This window comes from Erwinia sp. Eh17-17 (genome assembly GCF_039675725.1).
In the GTDB taxonomy this organism is placed as follows: Bacteria; Pseudomonadota; Gammaproteobacteria; order Enterobacterales; family Enterobacteriaceae; genus Erwinia.
The window spans coordinates 38169-61124 of the sequence record NZ_JBDFQT010000005.1; the positions used below are offsets into that span (position 1 = coordinate 38169).

21 protein-coding genes are annotated in these 22956 nt (G+C 55.9%); 8 read left to right on the plus strand and 13 right to left on the minus strand.

The window, feature by feature from the left end; translation table 11 throughout:
* Nucleotides 1–174: 174 nt before the first annotated feature.
* The 4 genes from cysK to crr all read left to right on the plus strand — a co-directional run bounded on the left by cysK (nt 175) and on the right by crr (nt 4286).
* A complete protein-coding gene (gene cysK, locus ABEH87_RS14665; RefSeq protein WP_346577223.1) occupies nt 175–1146 on the plus strand; it encodes a cysteine synthase A in 972 nt (323 codons plus the stop codon).
* Nucleotides 1147–1538: 392 nt separating this feature from the next.
* On the plus strand, nt 1539–1796 hold the full coding sequence (gene ptsH, locus ABEH87_RS14670; protein ID WP_034916267.1) for a phosphocarrier protein Hpr: 258 nt from the start codon (nt 1539–1541) through the stop codon (nt 1794–1796).
* A 215-nt stretch (nt 1797–2011) separates the two neighbouring features.
* Nucleotides 2012–3739 (plus strand): phosphoenolpyruvate-protein phosphotransferase PtsI, encoded by a 1728-nt coding sequence (gene ptsI, locus ABEH87_RS14675; RefSeq protein WP_346577225.1) that lies wholly within the window; start codon nt 2012–2014, stop codon nt 3737–3739.
* A gap of 43 nt (nt 3740–3782) precedes the next feature.
* Entirely contained in the window at nt 3783–4286 is a 504-nt protein-coding gene (crr, locus tag ABEH87_RS14680) for a PTS glucose transporter subunit IIA (protein WP_346577226.1), read from the plus strand.
* A 59-nt stretch (nt 4287–4345) separates the two neighbouring features.
* Here crr and ABEH87_RS14685 read toward each other — a convergent pair whose 3' ends face one another.
* The 12 genes from ABEH87_RS14685 to ABEH87_RS14740 all read right to left on the minus strand — a co-directional run bounded on the left by ABEH87_RS14685 (nt 4346) and on the right by ABEH87_RS14740 (nt 15027).
* Nucleotides 4346–5041 (minus strand): GntR family transcriptional regulator, encoded by a 696-nt coding sequence (locus ABEH87_RS14685; protein ID WP_346577228.1) that lies wholly within the window; start codon nt 5039–5041, stop codon nt 4346–4348.
* Between the two features lie 31 nt (nt 5042–5072).
* A complete protein-coding gene (locus ABEH87_RS14690) occupies nt 5073–6425 on the minus strand; it encodes an ATP-binding protein (RefSeq protein WP_346577229.1) in 1353 nt (450 codons plus the stop codon).
* On the minus strand, nt 6422–7102 hold the full coding sequence (locus ABEH87_RS14695) for a response regulator transcription factor (protein WP_346577231.1): 681 nt from the start codon (nt 7100–7102) through the stop codon (nt 6422–6424). The genes ABEH87_RS14690 and ABEH87_RS14695 overlap by 4 nt, the downstream gene beginning before the upstream one ends.
* A gap of 263 nt (nt 7103–7365) precedes the next feature.
* A complete protein-coding gene (gene cysM, locus ABEH87_RS14700) occupies nt 7366–8244 on the minus strand; it encodes a cysteine synthase CysM (protein WP_346577233.1) in 879 nt (292 codons plus the stop codon).
* A 78-nt stretch (nt 8245–8322) separates the two neighbouring features.
* A complete protein-coding gene (cysA, locus tag ABEH87_RS14705) occupies nt 8323–9411 on the minus strand; it encodes a sulfate/thiosulfate ABC transporter ATP-binding protein CysA (protein ID WP_346577235.1) in 1089 nt (362 codons plus the stop codon).
* Entirely contained in the window at nt 9401–10276 is an 876-nt protein-coding gene (cysW, locus tag ABEH87_RS14710; RefSeq protein ID WP_346577237.1) for a sulfate/thiosulfate ABC transporter permease CysW, read from the minus strand. The genes cysA and cysW overlap by 11 nt, the downstream gene beginning before the upstream one ends.
* On the minus strand, nt 10276–11109 hold the full coding sequence (gene cysT / locus ABEH87_RS14715; protein ID WP_346577239.1) for a sulfate/thiosulfate ABC transporter permease CysT: 834 nt from the start codon (nt 11107–11109) through the stop codon (nt 10276–10278). The genes cysW and cysT overlap by 1 nt, the downstream gene beginning before the upstream one ends.
* A gap of 2 nt (nt 11110–11111) precedes the next feature.
* A complete protein-coding gene (locus ABEH87_RS14720; RefSeq protein WP_346577241.1) occupies nt 11112–12125 on the minus strand; it encodes a sulfate ABC transporter substrate-binding protein in 1014 nt (337 codons plus the stop codon).
* A gap of 257 nt (nt 12126–12382) precedes the next feature.
* Nucleotides 12383–13279, minus strand: a complete 897-nt coding sequence (locus ABEH87_RS14725; RefSeq protein WP_346577243.1) for a Dyp-type peroxidase — start codon at nt 13277–13279, stop codon at nt 12383–12385.
* A gap of 117 nt (nt 13280–13396) precedes the next feature.
* Nucleotides 13397–14017 (minus strand): RpoE-regulated lipoprotein, encoded by a 621-nt coding sequence (locus tag ABEH87_RS14730; protein WP_346577245.1) that lies wholly within the window; start codon nt 14015–14017, stop codon nt 13397–13399.
* A 77-nt stretch (nt 14018–14094) separates the two neighbouring features.
* Nucleotides 14095–14541: a DUF2919 domain-containing protein gene (locus ABEH87_RS14735; protein ID WP_346577247.1), complete on the minus strand. Its 447-nt coding sequence runs from the start codon at nt 14539–14541 to the stop codon at nt 14095–14097.
* Nucleotides 14542–14601: 60 nt separating this feature from the next.
* Nucleotides 14602–15027 carry a GNAT family acetyltransferase gene (locus ABEH87_RS14740; RefSeq protein ID WP_346577249.1) on the minus strand — a complete coding sequence of 142 codons (426 nt, stop codon included), beginning with the start codon at nt 15025–15027 and terminating at the stop codon, nt 14602–14604.
* 207 nt (nt 15028–15234) lie between these two features.
* On the opposite strand from ABEH87_RS14740, the gene amiA reads away from it, so the two are divergent.
* Nucleotides 15235–16113, plus strand: a complete 879-nt coding sequence (amiA, locus tag ABEH87_RS14745; protein ID WP_346577250.1) for an N-acetylmuramoyl-L-alanine amidase AmiA — start codon at nt 15235–15237, stop codon at nt 16111–16113.
* A 49-nt stretch (nt 16114–16162) separates the two neighbouring features.
* Nucleotides 16163–17071 carry an oxygen-dependent coproporphyrinogen oxidase gene (hemF, locus tag ABEH87_RS14750; RefSeq protein ID WP_346577252.1) on the plus strand — a complete coding sequence of 303 codons (909 nt, stop codon included), beginning with the start codon at nt 16163–16165 and terminating at the stop codon, nt 17069–17071.
* 147 nt (nt 17072–17218) lie between these two features.
* Here hemF and maeB read toward each other — a convergent pair whose 3' ends face one another.
* Nucleotides 17219–19498 carry an NADP-dependent oxaloacetate-decarboxylating malate dehydrogenase gene (maeB, locus tag ABEH87_RS14755; RefSeq protein ID WP_346577254.1) on the minus strand — a complete coding sequence of 760 codons (2280 nt, stop codon included), beginning with the start codon at nt 19496–19498 and terminating at the stop codon, nt 17219–17221.
* Nucleotides 19499–19909: 411 nt separating this feature from the next.
* On the opposite strand from maeB, the gene tal reads away from it, so the two are divergent.
* Together tal and tkt are read left to right on the plus strand one after the other, a co-directional pair.
* Nucleotides 19910–20860 (plus strand): transaldolase, encoded by a 951-nt coding sequence (tal, locus tag ABEH87_RS14760; protein ID WP_346577256.1) that lies wholly within the window; start codon nt 19910–19912, stop codon nt 20858–20860.
* Between the two features lie 68 nt (nt 20861–20928).
* Nucleotides 20929–22929 (plus strand): transketolase, encoded by a 2001-nt coding sequence (gene tkt / locus ABEH87_RS14765; RefSeq protein ID WP_346577258.1) that lies wholly within the window; start codon nt 20929–20931, stop codon nt 22927–22929.
* Nucleotides 22930–22956: the final 27 nt, after the last annotated feature.

Genomic DNA, 22956 nt, shown 5'->3' on the forward strand with positions numbered 1-22956 from the left:
GGCTCGTGACGTTTCACCTTTTTTTCTGCTTCGCCCCGCCACGCCCTGCTTATGCCATTTCGTCAGGGCTTATTTCTGCAGAACATATCTATATACGATTTCTTCACTTCACTGGCTAAATGAACAAGGTATGCTCTAAGCGTTCCCAATATTTCATACAGTTAAGGACAGGCTATGAGTAAGATCTATGAAGACAATTCTTTAACAATCGGTCATACGCCGCTGGTTCGACTGAACCGCATCGGTAATGGACGCATTCTGGCAAAAGTGGAGTCGCGTAACCCTAGCTTCAGCGTCAAATGCCGTATCGGTGCCAATATGATTTGGGACGCAGAAAAACGCGGAATTCTGAAACCGGGTATTGAACTGGTTGAACCGACCAGCGGTAATACCGGTATCGCACTGGCCTATGTGGCAGCGGCGCGCGGCTACAAATTAACCCTGACCATGCCGGAAACCATGAGCGTGGAGCGCCGTAAGCTGCTGAAAGCCCTTGGGGCGAATCTGGTGCTGACCGAAGGCGCCAAAGGCATGAAAGGTGCCATCAGCAAGGCGGAAGAAATTGTGGCGGGCGATCCCGATCGTTTTCTCCTGCTGCAACAGTTCAGTAACCCGGCCAACCCGGAAATTCATGAAAAAACCACCGGCCCGGAAATCTGGGAAGATACCGATGGCGAAGTGGATGTCTTTATCGCTGGCGTCGGTACCGGCGGAACGCTGACCGGTGTGAGCCGCTACATTAAAAACACCAAAGGCAAAAAAGAGCTGATTACCGTGGCGGTTGAGCCAACGGATTCACCGGTCATCGCCCAGGCGATTGCGGGCGAAGAAATTAAACCCGGTCCGCATAAAATTCAGGGCATCGGTGCAGGTTTTATCCCTGGTAACCTCGATCTCAACCTGGTGGACCGCGTTGTCGCCATCTCTAACGAAGAGGCGATTTCAACCGCACGCCGTCTGATGGAAGAAGAAGGTATTCTCGCCGGTATCTCCTCGGGGGCGGCCGTTGCTGCTGCACTGAAATTGCAGGAAGACGACGCTTTTGCCGACAAAAATATTGTGGTGATCCTGCCCTCTTCCGGCGAGCGTTATCTGTCAACCGCACTGTTTGCCGATCTGTTCACTGAAAAAGAACTGCAACAGTAGTGCCATAAAGGCGATATTGTCTGAAAAAGCACCCGTAAGGGTGCTTTTTTGTGGGGTACGTCAAACTTTTACCACCCTGAAGATTGATTTTACCCTCTGGTGTCTGGTATTTAAGCTGGCAATTATTTCGATCCGTAAAATTAATCGCTGCGTGAACTGGATCAAGCTGAATCGATTTACTGGTTTGGCGCACAAAGAGAAAAAGCGGCATAATGGGAAGTGGAAAAGTTAAGGGGAATCCCGCGTTTTTTTCCCGTCTTCACTCCACCTTACCAGCGCATTTTTTGGCCAGTCTCGTATCATGCCAGCGCGATTCACTACAGGCTAAAGTTTCGCCACCAGGCTAGACTTTAGATCAATAACACCAAACCAAATTAAGTTGGGGAAACATAATGTTCCAGCAAGAAGTTACTATCACCGCACCAAACGGCCTGCACACTCGTCCAGCAGCACAGTTCGTGAAAGAAGCAAAAGCTTTTGCTTCAGAAATCACTGTGACCTCTAACGGTAAATCTGCCAGCGCGAAAAGCCTGTTCAAATTACAGACTCTGGGTCTGACTCAGGGCACCGTGGTGACGCTGTCTGCTGAAGGCGAAGACGAGCAGAAAGCCGTTGAACATCTGGTTAAACTGATGGCAGAACTGGAGTAATTCAGTCGCTTTCCAGCTTGTCCAGCGAAGTGTTACCGGACAGAGTTATGCAATATTGATCGCGAACAGTACGTTCGCGATGTTGTTTTCGTAAAGTAGACAAACGCTGACGAAAAAAACGGTATGCTCCGTCCGGCTCGCTGAGTGGATTAACCGATGCAGTCATCCGCGGTTCTCCGCCTCAGATGATTATCAGAGAAAGAAAAGGTAGGGTTATGATTTCAGGCATTTTAGCATCACCGGGTATCGCTTTCGGCAAGGCGCTTTTGCTGAAAGAAGATGAGATTATCATCAACCGGAAAAAGATTTCTGCCGACCAGGTCGATCAGGAAGTTCAGCGTTTTCTTGATGGTCGTAAAAAAGCTGCCGTGCAGCTCGAAGCGATCAAAATCAAAGCCGGGGAAACCTTCGGTGAAGAGAAAGAAGCGATCTTCGAAGGGCATATCATGCTGCTGGAAGATGAAGAACTGGAGCAGGAAATCATCGCCCTGATCAAAGACGAGCATGCCACTGCGGATGCTGCTGCCTTTTCTGTGATTGAAGGTCAGGCAAAAGCACTGGAAGAACTCGATGACGAGTATCTGAAAGAGCGTGCTGCCGACGTCCGTGATATCGGTAAGCGCCTGCTGCAAAACATTCTTGGCCTGCATATCGTTGACCTCAGCGCTATCAATGAAGAAGTGCTGCTGATTGCGAAAGATCTGACTCCGTCAGAAACCGCACAGCTTAACCTGAATAAAGTGCTCGGCTTTATCACCGATATCGGTGGCCGCACTTCACACACCTCGATTATGGCCCGTTCGCTTGAACTGCCTGCCATTGTCGGCACCGGTGATGTGACCAGCCAGGTAAAAAATGACGATTTCCTGATCCTCGATGGCGTGAATAACCAGGTGTATGTAAACCCGACACCGGAAAAAATCGAAGAGCTGAAAGCCGTAGCCCATCAGTACCTCAGCGAGAAAACCGAGCTGGCGAAACTGAAAGATCTACCGGCAATCACCCTCGACGGCCATCAGGTTGAAGTTTGCGCTAACATCGGTACCGTGCGTGACGTCGCCGGCGCTGAGCGTAACGGCGCAGAGGGTGTCGGCCTGTACCGCACCGAGTTCCTGTTTATGGACCGCGAATCGCTGCCAACAGAAGATGAGCAGTTCCAGGCCTATAAAGCCGTGGCTGAAGCCGTGGGCGCACAGGCTGTTATCGTGCGTACTATGGATATCGGCGGTGATAAAGACCTGCCGTACATGAATCTGCCAAAAGAAGATAACCCGTTCCTCGGCTGGCGTGCGATTCGCATCGCGATGGACCGTCCTGAAATTCTGCATGCTCAGCTACGTGCTATCCTGCGCGCTTCTGCGTTCGGTAAACTGCGTATCATGTTCCCGATGATCATCGCCGTTGAGGAAGTTCGCTTCCTGAAAGCTGAACTGGAAACGCTGAAAGCCCAGCTGCGCGAAGAGGGCAAGGCCTTCGACGAGAGCATTGAAGTGGGAATCATGGTAGAAACCCCTGCTTCGGCAGTGATTGCCCACCATCTGGCGAAAGAAGTCGATTTCTTCAGTATTGGGACAAACGACCTGACGCAGTATACTCTGGCAGTTGACCGTGGAAACGATCTGATCTCCCATCTCTACAACCCAATGTCGCCTTCTGTTCTGACGCTGATCAAGCAAGTTATTGATGCTTCTCATGCCGAAGGTAAATGGACTGGCATGTGTGGTGAGCTGGCTGGCGACGAACGTGCTACACTACTGTTATTGGGAATGGGGCTGGACGAATTCAGCATGAGTGCCATTTCTATCCCACGCATCAAGAAAATTATTCGTAATACGAATTTTGAAGATGCGAAGGCATTGGCAGAGCAGGCTCTGGCTCAACCTACAGCGGACGAGTTGATGAACCTGGTCAACAAGTTCATTGAAGAAAAAACACTCTGCTGAGATCCAGAAACGCTGGCCCAATATAACTGCTTAGGAGAATAACATGGGTTTGTTTTCAAAACTTTTTGGCGATAAGTCTGATTCCGCGTCGGGCATCATTGAGATTGTCGCCCCGCTGTCGGGTGAGATCGTCAATATCGAAGACGTTCCAGATGTCGTGTTTGCAGAGAAAATTGTCGGCGACGGTATCGCCATTAAACCTACTGGCAATAAAATGGTTGCGCCGGTTGACGGTACTATCGGTAAAATTTTCGAAACCAATCATGCTTTTTCCATCGAGTCAGACAACGGCATTGAGCTGTTTGTCCACTTCGGAATTGATACGGTTGAACTGAAAGGCGAAGGCTTTAAACGCATCGCTGAAGAAGGTCAGAAAGTTAAGAAAGGCGACGTAGTGATCGAGTTTGATCTGGCGCTGCTGGAAGAGAAAGCAAAATCCACGCTGACTCCGGTTGTGATCTCCAATATGGATGAGATCAAAGAGCTGATTAAGCTGACGGGTAACGTTGTTGTGGGTGAAACCCCGGTTATTCGTATCAAGAAGTAACGGCTGGCGTTGTTAATAAGCCTCCTGGTTTCGGCCTGGGGGCTTTTTTTATGGCTAAATTACTGGCTGACCACCAGCGCATCGCGCAGGCTGAACGTGGCAGCTGGAGTCTCTGCCAGCTCCAGCTGTTTCTCAAGCTGGCACAGATGGTCGTCCATTAACCGCTGCGCCTGTACCACCTCCCCTGCCCGCAGCGCTGTCACCAGCGCGCGGTGTTCGCTGCACTGGCAGGCAGGCGTGTCGTTACGCTGATATAAAGCCACAATCAGCGAACTGCGCACTATCAGGTTTGACAGCATTTCCGTCAGCACCCGGTTGTCGCTGATTTTAGCCAGCAGCATATGAAACTGACTCAGCTGACGCACAATTTCACGCCGATCATTACAGGCAATGACCTCCTGCTCTCCCTGCAGGTGGGCCTCCATCTCGTCATGATACTGCGCCATCTTATCAACACTGATCCCTGCAATCATGGCGTGCTCAATCGCCCGACGGGCAATAAAGACCTCTCGCGCTTCACGCGCCTCAGGGCGCGCTACTTTTGCCCCGCGATTAGGGGAGATGGTGACAATATGCTGCAATGCCAGCCGCTGAAGTGCTGCCTGCACGTGATTGCGGTTAGCAGAAAGCACCTCCACAATCTGCGCCTCGACCAGCCGCGTACCGGGCCTGAGTTTGTGCTGCGCAATGGCCATCGACAGCGCATCAACGATGCGCTGAATTTCCTGCTGTCTGGCGCTGGACACACTGTTCATCTCTTACCTCGATAAAATATCAAACTGCCGCTCACCCCACCCAATGCGGCAGGCGGATCGTCAGTTCCAGCCCGCCATCGCGGGCATTCTGTGCGCTGACATCTCCCTGATGGGCAATCACCACTTTGCGCACAATCGACAGCCCAAGTCCGTATCCCCTGCCCGATAAGGGTGAATTAACCCGGACAAAAGGATCAAAAATACTGGAAAGCTTGTCGGCATCCACACCCGGCCCATAGTCGCGTACGCCAATCGCCAGCCAGTCATTTTCCTGTCCGAGGGTGATGCGCACCTGCTGCCCGTGCTGGGAGAAGCGCAGCGCATTACGCACCACATTCTCCACCGCAGAGCGAATCAGGTTAGCATCGCCCCTGACCGTATAATCCAGTTGCTCATCGGCATTAAGCACAATTTCAACGCCGGGAATTTGTGCCTCATAGCGCGCATCGTTAGCCACCGCATTCAGCAGTCCCAGCAAATCAAAATATTGTTCATCCGGCAGGCTCTGATGTTCCGCCCGCGACAGCGACAGCAGCTCACCGATCATTTTATCCAGACGACGAGCCTCTTCATCAATACGGTCAAGAGAACTGTTCACGCTTTCTGGCGTCTGCCGCGCCAGCCCGGTCGCCAGCTGCAGACGGGCCAGCGGCGAACGTAACTCGTGAGAGACATCGTGCAACAGCTCTTCCCGCGCCTGCACCAGGACGGATAACCGCTCAACCATCGCATCGAAGTCCTGCGCCACCACTGAAAACTCATCGTGGCGACGACGCATCTGTGGGTAAAGGCGAACGGAAAGATCCCCGCCGGAGACGCGGGCAAAACCGGCACGCAGCTGACGCATGGGGCGCGTCAGGTTCCATGCCAGAAACAGACTGAACAGTAGCCCACACACCGCCCCCACAATAAAAAGCGGCTCTGGCATATTAAGAATACTGTGTGGATGACCGCCCATCCGGCTGTCAGCGCGCAGGCCCGCCACGTCATATCTCAACTGATACTGGCGACCATCGGCGCCGGTCACCCGTTCGGTCACCTCTTTTGGAAACTCACCGGGGGCAGGCTCGCGATTTAACTCACCGCGCGCGGTCGCCTGATGCTCCGGCTCAGCCACTGGCTGTACAGAGAAAAAACGCCGATCGTTTGGCGGCCAGTCCACCATCATGTCATTCAGCGCATCCAGCCCACCGCGCTGCAGCACCGACACGGCCGAAGTCATCTGCAGATTGACAATACGTTTGATGGCGTGATTTTCCGGCGGTTCATGATGTTTACCATACAGGCTGAAACCCAGCCACAGCAGCTGAGTAATCGCAATATAGGTCAGCCAGAATCCCAGCAAAATCTTCCAGAACAGAAAACCGCGGAACCCGTGCTTCATCGGATACGGTAGCCGATGCTGCGTACCGTTTCGATATTGATGGTGTCATGGGTCAGCGCAGCCAGCTTCTGGCGGATGTTGCTGATGTGCACATCAACGCTGCGGTCATAGGCTTCGCGCGGTCGCCCCAGCCCTTTTTCTGAGAGTTCGTCTTTTGATACCACGCGGTCAGGGGAACGCAGCAGCAGATCCAGCAGGTTAAACTCTGAGGCGGTCAGATCGAACGGCTTTTTCTGCCATTCACTGACGCGCGTTGCCGGGTTGAGCGTCAGCTCCCCCCAGCCAGCCACTTCTTTATTATCCGGCACTGCCGGCTGCTCTTCAACGCGTCGCAGCACGGCCCGCAGACGGGCGACCAGCTCGCGCGGATAGCACGGCTTCGGCATGTAGTCATCAGCCCCCATTTCCAGGCCAATCACCCGGTCAATATTATCGCCTTTTGCCGTCAGCATAATCACCGGCAGTCTGCCGTGCTGACGCACCTGGCGCAGCACATCTATGCCGCTCATATCGGGCAGCATAATATCGAGGATCATGGCGCTGTAGTTGCCGGAAAGTGCACCTTCAACACCGGCTCTGCCCATTAACACCAGAGAGGCATCAAAGCCCTCGGCAATCAGGTACTGGCTGAGCAGGGTGCCCAGCTCAAGGTCGTCATCGACCAGTAAAATTTTCATAGGGGAGCTCTCAATGATACAGCCGCTATTTTCACCTGTTATTAACGGGTTCGCAGCCGCTTTTACCCAATCCTTACAGTCTGACAATATGGTATGCGCCAGCAGCAGGCAGGCGCATCGGCAGAAACCTGAATACTCATGAGATCGTTCTTGTTATCCGTAAGTTTAACTGACAAATCATCTTGTCTATTTCAACCTACCCCAACCGCAATGAAGTGTCCTTTCACTACGACCGTGAGCAAACAAGGAACGCTGTAATGCGATTAATAGACGCCGGTGGATAAATAGCGGTCTCCTCGATCGCAGATAATCGCCACAATAATACTGCCGGGCTTTTCCTGCGCAATACGCACTGCCCCCGCCACAGCTCCGCCGGAGCTGACGCCGCAGAACAGACCTTCACGCCGTGCCAGCAGGCGCATCGTCTCTTCGGCTTCCCGCTGCGACATATCCATTACCCGGTCCACCAGCTCAGGGCGGAAAATACCGGGCAGATAGGCGGCAGGCCAGCGGCGAATGCCGGGAATACTGCTGCCCTCAGAGGGTTGCAGCCCGACAATGTTCACCGTGGAACTCTGCTCTTTCAGGTAACGACTCACGCCGGTAATCGTGCCGGTGGTGCCCATACTGGAGACAAAATGCGTTAACCGCCCCGCCGTTTGCTGCCAGATTTCCGGCCCGGTCGTCAGGTAGTGACCAAGCGGGTTGTCCGGGTTATTAAACTGATCGAGCACCCGGCCTTCACCACGAGCGGCCATGGCATTCGCCAGATCGCGTGCCCCTTCCATTCCCTGTTCGCGGCTCACCAGAATCAGCTCAGCCCCGTAGGCGCGCATCGCCGCCTGGCGTTCAATGCTCATATTGTCTGGCATCAGCAGCTTCAGTACATACCCTTTCATGGCGGCAATCATCGCCAGCGCAATGCCAGTATTCCCGCTGGTCGCTTCAATCAGCACGTCGCCGGGGCGGATTTCACCGCGCCGTTCAGCCTGGTTTATCATCGACAGTGCCGCGCGATCCTTCACCGAACCGGCGGGGTTATTTCCCTCCAGCTTCAGCCATATTTCGCTCCCGTTGTCCGGCGTCAGGCGCTGCAGCTTAATCAGCGGCGTATTCCCGATGGTATTTTCGAGTGTGGTCAAGGTGGGGTTCCCGGCATGAAATGGCAAAGGGCCGGAAAAACCGACCCTTTATACGCTAAATAATATCTGAGAAAAATATCAGGCGCTTTGCGCAAAGGCAACAGGCCGTAACGGCGTATCACCATTATACAGGCGGGCGTGTTGCAGGCCGACAAACAGACGTTCACCGCGAACCGGAGCGACCTGGTTCCCTTCCATAACCACGGTAATCGGCTCACCGCTCCATTCAGCAGGTGCGACCACCAGCTGCCAGAAATGCCCGCGCGGGCTGACTTCCAGTACCTGAGCAGGCAGCGGCGTTTCCAGGCTGCTCTGACGGCTGACGTCTATTTCCCACGGGCGCAGGAACAATTCTACCGGCCCCTGATGCGCAGGCGTATAACCCAGCGGCCAGTGATGCGCCCCGACGTGGAACTGCGAGCCGTGTACTTCGCCATCAAAGCGGTTCACTTCACCGAGAAACTCAAGCACAAAGCGCGTTGCCGGGTCACGCCAGACGTCATCCGGCGTGCCGACCTGCTCAATGTTCCCCTGGCTCATGACCACCACGCGATCGGCCACTTCCATCGCCTCTTCCTGATCGTGAGTGACGAACACGCTGGTGAACTTCAGCTCTTCGTGAAGCTGACGCAGCCAGCGGCGCAGCTCTTTACGCACCTGAGCATCCAGCGCACCGAAAGGTTCATCCAGCAGCAGGATCTGCGGTTCAACCGCCAGCGCACGTGCCAGCGCAACGCGCTGTTTCTGTCCACCGGAAAGCTGCGACGGGAAGCGCCCCGCCAGATGGCCGAGCTGCACCATCTCCAGCAGGCGCGTCACCTTCTGCTTTATCTCTGCGGAGGACGGCCGTTCACGGCGCGGCAGCACCGTCAGGCCAAAGGCAATATTGTCGAACACGGTCATGTGGCGGAACAGGGCATAATGCTGAAACACAAAGCCTACCTGACGGTCGCGGGCATGAACCCGGCTGACGTCTTTACCGTGAAAGCTCAGGCGTCCACTGTTCTGATTTTCCAGGCCAGCGATAATGCGCAGTAATGTGGTCTTCCCGGAACCCGACGGTCCCAGCAGTGCCATCATTTGCCCGGAAGGGATATCCAGAGAAATATCGTTCAGGACTTTCGTCTTGCCGAAAAATTTATTGATGTTGCCGATTTCAATGCTCATCCTTCCCCTCCAGTTGCAAACGCTTCTGCTGGCTCTCTAACCGCCACTGCACTGCGCTTTTCAAAAACAACGTCACTATAGCCATCAGGGTCAGCAGAGCGGCAGCGGTAAATGCGCCGACCGTATTGTAATCCTGATGCAGTAATTCAACCTGCAAAGGCAGGGTATAGGTTTCACCGCGAATCGAGCCGGAAACCACCGATACCGCACCGAACTCACCGATAGCGCGGGCATTGGTCAGCACGATGCCGTACAGCAGCGCCCAGCGAATATTGGGTAAGGTCACGCGCCAGAACATCTTCCAGCCCGATGCACCCAGTAACACGGCTGCCTCATCTTCATGGCTGCCCTGGCTTAACATCACCGGCACCAGCTCGCGCACCACAAACGGACAGGTAACGAAAATAGTGACCAGGGCCATTCCCGGCCACGAGAACATCAGCTGGATATTGTGCGCATCGAGCCAGCCCCCCGCCGACCCGTTGACACCCCAGAACAGCAGGTACATCAGCCCGGCAACCACCGGCGAGACGGCAAACGGGATATCAAACAGCGTCAGCAGCAGCTGGCGGCCGGGGAAGGTAAAACGCGTCACCAGCCAGGCCAGCAGCGTGCCAAATACCAGGTTAACCGGCACGGTAATCAGCGCAATCAGTACGGTGAGCCAGATGGAATGCAGCATATCGGCATCGCCGAGGTTGGCAAACGTCGCCATCAGCCCTTCAGATAATGCCGCAGCGAAAATCGCCACCAGCGGGATCACCAGAAGCAGCAGGGAGATCAGCATCCCCAGCCCGATCAGTACCCACTTACCCCACTGAACCCGCGCACGCTCTGCGCCGTTAAAATCGCTGACATCAGCCATTAGTGACCTCCAATACGACGGCCAAAGCGGCTCTGCAGGGTGTTAATGGCAAACAGCAACAGCAGGGATGCTGCCAGAATCACCGAGGCAATCGCGCTGGCGGCTGGGTAGTCAAACTCCTGCAGACGCACAAAAATCATCAGTGAAGTCACTTCGGTTTTCCACGCGATATTTCCGGCGATAAAGATCACCGCACCAAACTCCCCCAGACTGCGGGTAAAGGAGAGTGCCGTCCCCGCCAACAGCGCCGGGCCAACTTCCGGCAGGATCACGCGGCGGAAGCTCTGCCACGGTGATGCGCCCAGCGTTTCTGCCGCTTCTTCATACTCCGGCCCCAGCTCTTCCAGCACCGGCTGAACGGTACGCACCACAAACGGAATGCTGGTAAAAGCCATCGCCACGGCAATGCCGAGCCAGGTATAGGAAACTTTGATACCAAACTGCGCCAGCCACTCACCGTACCAGCCGTTGACCGAGAACAGTCCCGCCAGGGTCAGACCGGCCACCGCTGTCGGCAGCGCAAACGGCAGGTCCATCAGACCATCCAACAGCGCGCGGCCGGGAAAACGATAGCGCGTCAGTATCCACGCCATCAGCATGCCGAACAGCGCGTTAAACACAGAGGCAACGCCCGCCGCCAGCAGCGTCACTTCATACGCCGCCATCACCTGCGGGTTGGTAATCACTTCCCAGTACTGTGCCAGCGTCATCTGCGACAGCTGCATCAGCAGCGCGCTGATCGGCAGCAGCAGGATCAGGCAGGTGAAAAACAGGCTGCTGCCCAGGCTGATACCAAATCCGGGCAGTACGCGTTTACTGCGGGTTGAAAACATGCCTACCGCCCCGCCGCTAACAGCTTATCCAGTTCGCCACCGCTGACGAAATGGGTTTTCATCACCTGATCCCAGCCGCCAAATTCATCTGCTACGCGGAACAGCTCGGTCTGCGGGAAACGCTCTTTCTGTTCAGCCATCAGTTGAGGGTTATTCACCCGGTAATAGAACTGGGTAATAATTTGCTGCGCCTGCGGCGTATAGAGATAGTTCAGGTACGCTTTCGCGGCGTCCTCCGTGTGGTTCTTTTCGACATTCTTATCGACCCACGCTACCGGGAACTCCGCCAGAATATTGGTTTTTGGCACGATCACTTCATAGCCGTCTTTGGCGTACTGGTTGCGGATGGTGTTCACCTCCGACTCAAAGCTGATCAGCACATCCCCCAGACCGCGCTCCACGAACGTCGTTGTCGCTCCGCGCCCGCCGGTATCAAATACCTCGACATTTTTCAGGAACTGCGTCATCTGCTGTTGCGTTTTCGCCTTATCTTTACCGTCGGCGCGGTCAAAGGCACCCCAGGCAGCCAGATAGGTATAACGGGCATTGCCTGACGTTTTAGGATTCGGGAAAATCAGTTTTACATCATCACGCACCAGATCGTTCCAGTCGTGGATGTTCTTCGGGTTACCCTTTCGCACCAGGAAAGCCATGGTGGAGTAGAACGGTGAACTGCTGTTGGGCAGACGCTGCTGCCAGTCAGCCGGGATCAGATTGCCTTTGTCGTGCAGTATCTGGACGTCTGTGACCTGGTTATAGGTCACCACATCGGCTTTCAGCCCCTGCAAAATCGCCAGCGCCTGTTTGGACGATCCGGCATGAGACTGTTTGATGGTCAGCGGATCGCCAGGATGCTGCTGGGCCCACTGCTTTTCAAACGGCGCATTCAGGGCGGTAAACAGCTCACGTGATACGTCATACGAGCTGTTCAGCAGCTCGGTTGCCTGCGCGCCCGCACTCAGCAGCAGCGACAGCGCGGAGGCTGTAACAAATTTTTTTACCGTCGGTAACGTCATTATGCACCCTGAGTAAATCACCGGTTAACCGGCCTGAAGTCTGTTCAGTTTATTTATAACCAGGGTAAAAGCTGTAACGGTTTTATATACCGTTTGGTGCTTTACAAGCAGAAAACGCTATAAGCGTGTGGAATTGATTATGCAGGGCACGGGAATGAGGCGGATCGGGCGGAAAAAACGTGTCATGCCGGTCGGGTAGACCGGCAACCAAGGTCGCCCCCTGCGGATCGTCGCGCGATAAGGGGCGTCTCAGGCCCTTACAATGCCGCCAGCTGAGTCAGGGACGGGGCATAAAAATAGCTGCCGCTAACCGGCCTGGTGAAACGCAGCATGGCATCAAACTTACCGTCCGTTTCACCAAACATACTTAACAGCTGCTGTTCAATGTTATACAGCGTGGCGCAGTAGGAAAGGAAGAACAGCCCGTTTGTCCCACTGGCTGTGCCGTAAGGCAGACTCTGACGCAGAATTTTCAGCCCCTTACCGTTCTCTTTCAGATCGACGCGGGCTACGTGCGAAGTGGCAGGACGCGCCTCGCCCTCCAGCTCTTCATTGCTCTCTTTCGTGCGCCCGATAATCTGCTGCTGTTTAGCCACCGGAAGGCGGTTAAACATCGCCAGATTATGCTGCCAGCGCTGGCTGAACACATAGCTGCCCCCGGCATTATCACCGCTGGCAATAATCGCCACCGCCTGACGCTGCTCGCCCTGCGGATTTTCTGTACCATCGACAAACCCACTCAGATCGCGATCTTCCGTCCAGCGGAAGCCGTGGGTCTCTTCAACAACGCGAATGGCGCTACCAAACGCGGCCAGTGCGGCCTGCGCCACGCTGAAATTCACGTCATGGCGCAGTGACTGAATGTGAATCAACATATCGCGCTGGGTGGCCGGTGCCATACCCTTGCCAAGCGGCTGGAAGTCTTTCAGCTCTGCGCAGCTGTGACCCGCGCAGAGATCGTTCCACAGCCCGTTACCAAAGGCGATCACCGCCCCTAACCCGGCATCAGGGTAGCGCTGCTGTAACCCGGTGAGCTGCTGAATAAACTGCTGGCTGCCGTGGCGGATGGCGTCAATATCCCCTTCAACCATGGCTTCAAGATAAATGGCAAAACGGCGATGCTCTAATAAGATGCCGCTCTGAAAATGGGACATGTTTCTCTCTCCTGGCGTTCAGGGTATTTCTGATCGGTTTTTCCGAACATATTACCTGAAGTCAGGGCCAGGAGAGTGTTTAAACGCAGGTTTACTGTGGTGTTTAAATGCGCACGATTAACGCCGCCAGATCATCTTGCTCAGGGTCCAGCTTTTCAGCATATCGTCAGAGGGCATCAGGCCTTGCGGACCGTGCCAGTCGCCGCTGTAAACATAAGAGATGTGCTGGCTGCCGGGGGCTTTACACTCCACGCTGGCACTGTCAGCGCCACTGCCTTTCTGGCACACGCCGAAGGCCTTGCTGTAGAGTTCGCTGAATGAACTGCCGAATTTCACGCCGCTCGCGGTGCTGACGTCACTATCCATCACATCAATGCGGCTGACGGCGCTATCGCCCACCAGCTCCACTTTCACCTGTTTGTCGCTGTTAACGCCCTGCCAGAAATGAACGATGTTACCGTCAGCAGTGCGCACTCCCCGCCGCAGATAATAGCGATCGTCCAGCGCATCGTTCAGCACGTCGCGCTGCATCAGCGTGGTGCCGTTAACGTCGCCCAGGCCCTGCTCCGAGAGGGTCAGCGATGAACTGAACCAGCGCACTGGCGACAGGCTGGACCATGACCAGGAGATCGGATTCCACCAGGTCGAGGTCGAAGCCTGCTCAGGCTGAGAAGACGAGCCGGCGCAGCCCGCGAGAATAAAAGTGACCAGCAGTAACGCCGGGCGAAAAGTTTTCATTGCGACTCCAGTATGCATTATCAGGGGCTTCCGTACTGGTTTGAGTGTGGATCGCCGTAAAAGTTTGGTTATTCTTTTTAATGATTTTCAGCCGGATCAAAGCAGTCACGCAGCCGGCGGTAAAACAGCAGCGCCGCAAGGGCCAGAATATCCAGCAGCGACGCCATCAGTACCAGTGAAGAGGCCTGCTCCTCGTCCTGCCACAGCGAGGCTGACTGCATACCCAGCGTCAGCATCAGGCTGAGCACCAGCACCCAGCGCCAGGCCTGCCAGAGACGCGGCAGTCGCTGACGGTAGCCGGTCAGCAACAGGCCCGGCACGGCGGGGAGCCCTGACGCCAGCCCCAGCCAGAAAGCGTGATTATCCGGGTAAAACAGCGCCAGCAGGCTATCGCCCTGCTGGCGGGAGGCGCCCGCTGCGATAAACAGTACCCAGGTTCGCCCCAGCAGCAGCAGGATCGCCCAAAAGGAGAGCGGCAGACGCAGCTGCCCTTTCGCGTCGTAGTCATCGGGGGAATAGGTCAAAATAATAACTCAATAAGAACGTGCCGGGGCAGCCGGAAAGCCGCCTTTGCGGTTAAAAGATTAATACTCGCGGTCTTCGATCAGGCGCTTGCCGAGCAGCTGGCTGTCCTGGGTTTCATACTCCAGCTTCTCATAGAAGCCGATCACCGCATCATTCTCTTCACGCACCATCACGTTAATCTTCGGACATCCCCGTGCAATCAGCTTCTTCTCAAGGCGGTTAATCAGCGCGTTGGCAAAACCACGCCCCTGATAATCGGGATGTACGCCAAGGTAATAGGCAGAACCGCGATGCCCGTCGTAGCCCCCCATCAGCGTACCGACAATTTCCCCCCCGACCACCGCCACCATAAACAGATCCGGGTCGTGGTTCATCTTGCGCTCAATATCCATCTCAGGATCGTTCCACGGCCGTAACAGATCGCAACGCTCCCAAAGCGTTATTACTTCTTCAAAATCATCTTGCCGGAATGCGCGGATTTCCATGGAATTTGCCCTGTGGTTAAGCATAATTTGCTGATTATCACGCATTCTTCTGGCGGTGCAAGCCCGTTAACATGGCTGACGGCAAAAAAAGATAAGGGTGCAGGTTATTCCACTGAAATAAATAGTAAAAACCTGAAATAGTTCCCTTCTCGCCGTGGTGCCACTGTTACGATATAACAATAAGCACTTTTTGCCCCAGGATTTCCCATGAAAAAAATAACCCAACTGACGCCGCTGACCAGCCGCCGCCGGTTTCTGCTTTCCGGCTTGGCGCTGGCCCTGCTGGCCAACCGCCCGGCCCGCGCCGCAGAAGAAGATGCCACGCTGCACATCCGTCAGCGACAGCATCATGCCGTCAGCCCGCCGCCGCCTCGTCCGGCCAGCGGCAAGAGGATCGTAATGATTGATCCGGGTCACGGCGGCATTGACTCCGGCGCCGTGGGTCACGAGGGCTCAGAGGAGAAACATGTGGTGCTGGAAATCGCCCAGCATATTCGCCAGCTGCTGAGCGAGCACGCCCACATTGAGGTACGCCTGACGCGCGAAACCGATCATTTTATTCCGCTGGGTGAGCGGGTAGAAATCGCACACCAGCACGGTGCCGATCTGTTTATGTCCGTCCATGCAGACGGTTTCACCAGCCCGACGGCCAACGGCGCCTCGGTATTTGCCCTGTCGAACCGCGGTGCCAGCAGCACCATGGCCCGCTACCTTTCCCAGCGGGAAAATGCCGCGGATGAGGTAGGGGGCGTGAAAGCGGCAGCCAAAGATCACTACCTGCAACAGGTACTGTTCGACCTGGTACAGACCGACACCATTAAGAACAGCCTGACCCTCGGCAAACATATACTCGGGCAGATCCGTCCGGTGCATCATCTGCACAGCCAGCATACCGAACAGGCCGCGTTTGCCGTACTCAAGTCCCCTTCCATCCCGTCGGTACTGGTCGAAACCTCGTTTATCACCAATCCTGCAGAGGAAAAACTGCTGGGCACGACCGCGTTTCGTCAGAAGATTGCCGGAGCGATTGCCGACGGCATCGTCAGCTTTTTTAACGAGTATGATGCGGGCAGGCGCACAGGCTGAAGCAGATAGCGTATAATCCACGCGTATTTTTTTGTCACAGGACCCTTACATGAACACACCGGATATTGCCCAGGTAAAAGCGTTTTTGCTCAACCTTCAGGATGAAATTTGTCGCAAGCTGGCGCAGGCCGATGGCGCAGGCAGTTTTGCCGAAGACAGCTGGCAGCGCCCCGGCGGCGGCGGCGGGCGCAGCCGCGTTCTGCGTCAGGGCCGGGTGTTCGAACAGGCAGGGGTTAACTTCTCCCACGTGCATGGCGACACGATGCCGGCCTCCGCAACGGCACATCGTCCCGAGCTGGCCGGGCGCAGCTTTGAAGCGCTGGGCGTCTCGCTGGTGATCCATCCGGAGAGTCCCTACCTGCCAACCAGCCACGCCAACGTGCGCTTCTTTATTGCCGAGAAACCGGGGGCTGAGCCGGTATGGTGGTTTGGCGGCGGCTTTGACCTGACGCCGTTTTACGGCTTTGAAGAAGACGCCGTACACTGGCATCAGACCGCCGCCGATCTCTGCCAGCCGTTTGGCGAGGACGTCTACCCGCGCTATAAAAAATGGTGCGATGACTACTTCCATCTCAGGCACCGTAACGAGCAGCGCGGCATTGGCGGGCTGTTCTTTGACGACCTGAACACCCCTGACTTCGACCACAGCTTCCGCTTTATGCAGGCGGTGGGCAACGGCTTTACCGATGCTTACCTGCCGATTGTCGAGCGGCGTAAAGCGATGCCGTGGGGCGAGCGCGAGCGCAACTTCCAGCTCTATCGTCGTGGTCGCTATGTTGAGTTTAATCTGGTGTGGGATCGCGGCACGCTGTTTGGCCTGCAAACCGGCGGCCGCACGGAGTCCATTCTGATGTCAATGCCGCCGCTGGTGCGCTGGGAATATGACTATCAGCCTGAAGAAGGCAGCCCGGAAGCGGCACTTTATCGTGATTTCATCGTAGTCAGAGAGTGGATTTAAACGACGGACTTCAGGTGCAACGCCCCGGTCGTTGTACCTTTAATGCCCTCCTTATTTCTTCCCGCATGGCTGGCTAATCCCCGATATTTTCGTGGCTGGCGCAGCACATTCTGAACGGCCGGGAAGCGTCCCGGCCGCTGGCCACCGCTACAGCGGGGCCGTCTGCGCCTCCACCACCGCCAGTGCCACCATATTGACGATGCGCCTGACCGATGAGATAGGTGTCAGCACATGTACCGGCTTCGCCATCCCCATCAGCACCGGCCCGACGGTCACGCCGTCAGAACAGGAGACGCGCAGCAGGTTATAGCTGATACGGGCGGCTTCCACATTGGGCATGATCAGGATATTCGCCGACCCTTTCAGCGGACTGTCCGGCATCAGGTCCTGACGAATACTTTCTACCAGCGCGGCATCACCGTGCATCTCGCCGTCAATCTCCAGATCGGGTGCCCGTGCTTTGACCAGCGCCAGCGTGTCGCGCATTTTCCGTGCGGCAGGCGCATCGGAAGCGCCAAAACTGGAGTGCGACAGCAGCGCCACTTTCGGCTCAATGCCGAAGCGGCGCACGGTTTCGGCGGCCATCAGCGTCAGCTCGGCCAGCTGTTCCGGCGTCGGGTCTTCGTTAACGTAAGTATCGGCAATAAACGTGTTACCGCTCGGCAGCTCCAGCGCATTCATCGCTCCGGCCACCTTCACATCCGGGCGGAAGCCAAACAGCTTTTCCACAACATCGTAATGCTGACGATAATCGCCGACGGTGCCGCAGATCAGCGCATCCGCCTCGCCACGGTGAACCATAATTGCCCCGATCAGCGTTGGATTACCGATCACATCGCGCTGCGCCTGCTGTGGTGACACGCCGCGTCGCTTCATGATCTGATAATACTCGTTCCAGTACTCTTTAAAGCGCGGATCGGATTCGTTATTCACCACGTCGAAATCTTTGCCCGCCTCGATTTTCAGCCCCAGCTTTTGCAGACGCATATCAATCACGCTTGGGCGACCAATCAGGATCGGTTTCGCCAGCCCCAGCGTCACCAGCTCCTGGGTCGCATGCAGCACGCGCGCCTCTTCCCCTTCGGCCAGCACCACGCGTTTCGGATCCTTACGCGCCTGTGAGAATACGGGCTTCATAAACAGATTGGTTTTGTAGACAAACTCCATCAGCTTTTCGCGGTAGGCGTCAAAGTCAGCAATCGGTCGCCGCGCCACGCCGGAGTCCATCGCCGCCTTCGCAACCGCCGGGGCGATTTGCACAATCAGACGCGGGTCGAACGGTTTGGGGATCAGGTACTCAGGCCCGAATGACAGCTCCTGATCGTCGTAAGCTGAAGCCACCACGTCGCTCTGCTCTGCCAGCGCCAGTTCGGCAATGGCATGCACCGCCGCCAGCTTCATCTCTTCATTGATGGCGGTGGCGCCCACGTCCAGCGCGCCGCGGAAGATAAACGGGAAGCACAGCACGTTGTTCACCTGGTTAGGGAAATCCGAGCGGCCGGTACAGATAATCGCATCCGGGCGCACTTCCTTCGCCAGCGGCGGCAGAATTTCCGGTTCCGGATTGGCCAGCGCGAGGATCAGCGGGTCGCGCGCCATAACCTTCACCATCTCCTGCGTCATCACTTTTGGCCCGGAACAGCCGAGGAAGATATCCGCACCGTTAATCACCTCTCCCAGGGTGCGTTTACCGCTGTCTGCCACCGCATAGGCCGCTTTGGTCTCCGCCATCGGGGTTTCACGCCCCTGATAAATCACCCCTTTCGAGTCACAGACCACAATATTGTGTTTCTGCATTCCCAGCGCCACCAGCAGGTTGAGACAGGCAATGGCAGAAGCACCGGCGCCTGACACCACCAGCCGCACGTCGGAAATGCTCTTTTTCACCACCCGCAGGCCATTCAGTACGGCGGCGGTGCAGATAATCGCCGTACCGTGCTGGTCGTCGTGAAATACCGGGATGTTCATGCGCTCACGCAGTTTCTGCTCGATGTAAAAACACTCGGGCGCCTTGATATCTTCCAGATTAATGCCGCCGAAGGTGGGCTCCAGCGCGGCAACCACATCGATCAATTTGTCCGGGTCCAGCTCATCGACTTCGATATCGAACACGTCAATACCGGCGAATTTCTTAAACAGAACGCCCTTGCCTTCCATCACCGGCTTACTGGCCAGCGCCCCGATATTCCCCAGGCCCAGCACCGCCGTCCCGTTGGAGATCACCGCCACCAGGTTAGCACGGGCGGTATACTTGTCTGCGGCCTGAGGATCGGCGGCGATCTCCAGGCACGGCGCGGCCACACCGGGCGAGTAAGCCAAAGCAAGGTCACGCTGGGTGGCGAGGGGTTTGGTAGGGGAAACCTGAATCTTTCCGGGAACCGGGAATTGGTGAAAATCGAGAGCACTCTGTTTTAACTGATCGTCCATTAGCAGGATCCTTATTTTTCTGTAGGGGTACAACCATTCAGTATAGGAGTGCCGGGCGGGTGAAAAACATGAGGAAGTGCATAGAATTGGCAATCGCGTGATAAGCGCCGATCGAAAAAACGATCGGCACCTGCAGCAGGGGCTGCCCCTCTTTTTCGCTGTGCCCGCAAACTGAACTGCTACACTTTAAGCACCGGAGTAAAAAATTACCCCCTGTAGCCTGTCCATTGGGCGAACCCATCGCAACAATCAGAGAAAACGCATTTTCATTGTCGCAGGTCTGATGCAATGTTTCGCCTAAGAATACTCAACCGTGTCGGATAGAGTTGTTGCGTATTGCCTGTCAAAAACAGTGCAACCATCGCGTCACGGTCAAATTTGCATCACAGATTGCTTATCAAGGAGCTTTAGATGAACCAGCTAGACGCACTGAAACAATTCACCACCGTGGTGGCTGATAGTGGCGATATTGAATCCATCCGCAATTACCATCCGGAAGATGCCACCACCAACCCGTCTCTGATCCTGAAAGCCTCTGGCCTCGACTCCTACAAACACCTGATTACCGACGCCATCGACTACGCTAAAAAACAGGGTGGCAGCAAAGAAACCCAGATTATCAACGCTAGCGACAAAGTCGCCGTTAACCTGGGTCTGGAGATCCTGAAAAGCGTGCCTGGCCGCGTTTCGACGGAAGTCGACGCCCGCCTCTCCTTTGACCGCGGTATGTGTGTCACCAAAGCGGAAAAACTGGTGAGGATGTACGAAGAACACGGCATTGACCGTTCGCGCATTCTGATCAAACTGGCCTCCACCTGGGAGGGCATCAAAGCGGCTGAACAGCTGGAGAAAAACGGCATCCAGTGTAACCTGACGCTGCTGTTCTCCTTCGCTCAGGCGCGTGCCTGTGCCGAAGCGGGCGTCTTCCTGATTTCGCCGTTCGTTGGCCGCATCTACGACTGGTACAACAGCCGTAAACCGCTTGACCCGTACGTGGTGGATGAAGATCCGGGTGTGAAATCCGTGCGCAGCATCTATGACTACTACAAGCAGCACCGTTACAACACGGTGATCATGGGTGCCAGCTTCCGCAAGACCGAGCAGATTCTGGCACTGGCAGGCTGCGACCGTCTGACCATCGCCCCCAACCTGCTGGAAGAGCTGCAGGCCAGCAACGCGCCGGTTGAGCGTAAGCTGACGCCATCCACCCAGGGCTTCCACCAGCCAGCGCCGCTGTCTGAAGCCGAATTCCGCTGGGAACACAACCAGGATCCAATGGCTGTGGAAAAACTGGCAGAAGGTATCCGCCAGTTCGCCGTTGACCAGCAGAAGCTGGAAGATGTGCTGGCGGCACGCCTGTAATTCCCAAACCTTCCAACTCTGTTCCCCTGGCGGACCTCTGTCCGCCATCACGCATTCTGGAGGAAATAATGTCTTCACGTAAAGAACTGGCAAATGCCATCCGCGCGCTGAGCATGGACGCGGTGCAAAAAGCCAAATCTGGCCACCCCGGCGCACCTATGGGCATGGCTGATATTGCTGAAGTCCTGTGGCGTGACTTCCTGCATCACAACCCGAATAATCCGGCCTGGGCCGACCGTGACCGCTTTATTCTGTCAAACGGCCACGCTTCCATGCTGCTGTACAGCCTGCTGCACCTGTCAGGCTATGACCTGCCGATGTCAGAGCTGAAGAACTTCCGTCAGCTGCATTCGAAAACCCCCGGTCACCCGGAGCTGGGCTACACGCCGGGCGTGGAAACCACCACCGGCCCGCTGGGCCAGGGCCTGGCCAATGCCGTGGGTCTGGCGATTGCCGAGCGTACCCTCGCCGCGCAGTTTAACCGCCCTGAGCATGAGATTGTCGATCACCACACCTACGTATTTATGGGCGATGGCTGCCTGATGGAAGGCATCTCCCATGAAGTCTGCTCGCTGGCGGGAACGCTGGGCTTAGGCAAGCTGATTGGTTTCTATGACCACAACGGCATCTCAATTGATGGCGAAGTGGAAGGCTGGTTTACCGACGATACCGCGAAGCGTTTCGAATCCTATCACTGGCATGTGATCCGTGATATTGACGGCCACAACCCGGATGCGATTGCCCGTGCGATAAAAGAAGCGCAGAGCGTTACCGACCAGCCATCGCTGCTGATTTGTAAAACCGTGATTGGCTTCGGTTCGCCGAACAAGGCGGGTAAAGAAGAAGCTCACGGCGCGGCGCTGGGTGATGAAGAAGTGGCGCTGACGCGTAAAGCGCTGGGCTGGAACTACCCGCCGTTTGAAATCCCGAAAGAGATCTACGCCGCATGGGATGCAAAAGAAGCCGGAGCGAAAGCGGAAAAAGCGTGGGACGAGAAATTTGCCGCCTACCGGGCCGCACACCCGGAGCTGGCCGCAGAGTACACCCGCCGCATGAACGGCGACATGCCGGAAAACTGGCAGGCCGAAACGCAAAAATACATCGAGAAGTTACAGGCTAATCCGCAGAAAATTGCCAGCCGTAAAGCCTCGCAAAACGCGCTGGAAGCTTACGGCCCGCTGCTGAAAGAGTTTTTAGGCGGCTCTGCCGATCTGGCGCCAAGCAACCTGACTATCTGGTCCGGCTCGAAGTCGATCAAAGAGGATGAGGCCGGTAACTACATCCACTATGGCGTTCGTGAATTTGGTATGACGGCAATTGCCAACGGGCTGGCCCATCACGGCGGCTTTATCCCTTATACCGCCACCTTCCTGATGTTCGTGGAATATGCGCGTAACGCCGTACGTATGGCGGCACTGATGAAAGCGCGTCAGATTATGGTCTACACCCATGACTCTATCGGTCTGGGTGAAGATGGCCCGACGCATCAGCCGGTAGAGCAGATTGCCAGCCTGCGCGTCACGCCGAATATGAGCGTCTGGCGTCCGTGCGACCAGGTGGAAACCGCCGTCGCCTGGAAGCATGCCGTCGAACGCCATCACGGTCCGACCGCGCTGATCCTGTCACGTCAGAATCTGGCGCAGCCGGAGCGCACTAAAGAGCAGCTGGCCAATATTTCACGCGGCGGTTACGTGCTGAAAGACAGTCACGGCACTCCGGATGTGATCCTGATCGCTACCGGTTCCGAAGTGGAAATCACCCTGGGCGCAGCGGACAAGCTGACCGCCAGCGGCCACAAGGTGCGCGTGGTCTCGCTGCCGTCTACCGACCTGTTCGACGCCCAGGACGCCGCCTACCGCGAATCTGTGCTGCCTTCCGGCGTCACGGCGCGCGTGGCGGTGGAAGCGGGTATCGCCGACTACTGGTACAAGTATGTCGGTCTCAACGGATCTATCGTCGGCATGACCGGCTTCGGTGAATCGGCCCCGGCCGAGAAGCTGTTCCCGGAATTTGGTTTTACGGTGGAAAACATCGTCAGCCATGCCGAAGCGCTGCTGAAACCGCACTGATACACAGACAGAGTGTGATAAAAACCG